The 1,630-nt window shown below is 68.7% G+C and carries 3 protein-coding genes; 1 reads left to right on the top strand and 2 read right to left on the bottom strand.

Annotation, left to right across the window (positions count from 1 at the left end; translation table 11 throughout):
• Positions 1–192: 192 nt before the first annotated feature.
• Together QSK37_RS51270 and QSK37_RS51265 are read right to left on the bottom strand one after the other, a co-directional pair.
• Positions 193–678, bottom strand: a complete 486-nt coding sequence (locus QSK37_RS51270) for a DUF4232 domain-containing protein (RefSeq protein ID WP_285637432.1) — start codon at positions 676–678, stop codon at positions 193–195.
• Between the two features lie 48 nt (positions 679–726).
• Positions 727–1,221, bottom strand: coding sequence for a TetR/AcrR family transcriptional regulator (locus QSK37_RS51265; RefSeq protein WP_285637428.1), 495 nt, complete (start codon positions 1,219–1,221; stop codon positions 727–729).
• 75 nt (positions 1,222–1,296) lie between these two features.
• On the opposite strand from QSK37_RS51265, the gene QSK37_RS51260 reads away from it, so the two are divergent.
• On the top strand, positions 1,297–1,497 hold the full coding sequence (locus QSK37_RS51260; RefSeq protein WP_285637425.1) for a hypothetical protein: 201 nt from the start codon (positions 1,297–1,299) through the stop codon (positions 1,495–1,497).
• The last annotated feature ends 133 nt before the right edge of the window (positions 1,498–1,630 follow it).

Below are 1,630 nucleotides of genomic sequence, written 5' to 3'. Positions count from 1 at the left end.
GTTACGGTGCGGCATGGGGGCCTTTCTGGTCGATGTAGATGTCGCAATCCACACCGAGCCAGAAGGCCCTCACCTATTTCAAGATCATCCACCCGTGTCGCCGTACCAACCTCCGTGGTCAGTACAGCTAGGGCTAGGGTCTGTCTCAAAGTCGGGCTTTGAGACAGACCGCAGCCGGCCGTCGCGCTTCGGTCAGTCGAGCCAGGGGCGGAAGCCGCCGACCGTTATCGTCGTCGAGGCGGGAGTGCTGGAACTCCAGTCGATGACGCGGCTTCCGCCGCCGTTCGGCAGCGTTATCCGGATCTTCGACGGGCTCGCGTGGTCGCCGCTCCCCGTCGCGAAGGTCAGGTCGAACACGGCCTGCTGGTCGGGGCCGACCTCGGTGGTGATTCCGTCCGCGCCCTTGCGGAACCGGTAGGGCAGCGCCTTACCGTTCTCGTCGAGCAGCGAGATCTTCGCGCGGCCCGTCAGCACGCAGCTCCCGTCGCCCCCGGCCGTGACGGACAGCGGCTGGTCCAGCCCGCCGTCGATCTCGTACGGGTGAGCGAACGCGACGGTAAGCCGATCCGCGGTGAACGAGCAGGCGTGCGACTGCGCGCCCACCGCCGCGGCCTGCGCCGGCGCCGCCATGGCGGCGATTCCGACGATTCCGGCGAATCCGGCAACAGCGATCGTCATACTTTTCTTCACCTGTCGCTCTCACTCTCCGATCAGAACGATCCCGCTTTAAGCGGGAGGGACGAGGAAACCGTCCCTTTTACTCAGACAGCGACAACGCGACAAAGGTTTACTCATCGGAGAAATCTCTCCGAAACAAAAGTCAGCGCCCCGAGTTAAGGCCGGCGCGGATCTCGGGCGCAGGTCGGCGCCGGAGGCCTCGAGCAGGTCGTGCCGCAGGAGCAGGTCGAAGGCGTGCGGTCGGCGCGCCGCGAACCCGACGTAGGCGCGGGCGAGCCGGAGCGGCGTCTCGTCGGTGGCGTCGAGTTCGCCGCCCAGTTCGACGGCGACGCGCTTGGCGAGATGGCCCAGCAGCGACGTACGGGAGGGGAAGTGGCGGCGCGGCGCTCCGTGTGAGACCCCGCGCCGTCGCGCCGTCTCGCGAATGGTCACGGCCTCGATGCCGCTGTCGTCGAGGAGCCCGGCGGCGGCGTCGAGCAACCGCTGCCGCAGATCGTCGTCCGTGGCCCTGTGGTCCGGGCGGGTGAGCACCGTCCTGCACACCGGCTACGCCGTCGTCCTGCAGAAGGCGTACGGAGGAGGCGAGTTCTCGGTCGTCTACCCGGTCGGCCGGGGAACGTGCTGCCGGTCGCCGCGCTGGTCCCGGCGAGCTACGGCCTCGTGCTGGTCGCGATGTCCCTGGAGCCGGTGGGCGCGGTCGCCACCGGCCGCACCCTCAACGTCGTCCTCGGCGTGGTGATCCTCCGCGAACGCCTCACCCCCGTACGGGCCGCCGGCCTCGCCGCCGTCGCCGGCGGCGTGCTGCTCGTCTCCGCCTGACCACGGCTAGTAGTGCTTTGTTAGGTGGTTAAGGCGAGGGGCTGTCGGCAGGTGGGGCAGTGGCCTGTCCAGGTGGCGAGTAGTGCCTGTAGCTCGCGGAGGACTTTGTAGAGGGTCAGGCCGCCCCGGTCGC

It is taken from the genome of Actinoallomurus iriomotensis, assembly GCF_030269445.1.
Classification (GTDB): domain Bacteria; phylum Actinomycetota; class Actinomycetes; order Streptosporangiales; family Streptosporangiaceae; genus Actinoallomurus; species Actinoallomurus iriomotensis.
This window is presented reverse-complemented; position numbering and strand designations above follow the sequence as displayed.

Bases quoted from the DNA above. Each gene is read 5' to 3' on its own strand.
- QSK37_RS51270 (WP_285637432.1), bottom strand. From the start codon at position 678: ATGACGATCGCTGTTGCCGGATTCGCCGGAATCGTCGGAATCGCCGCC.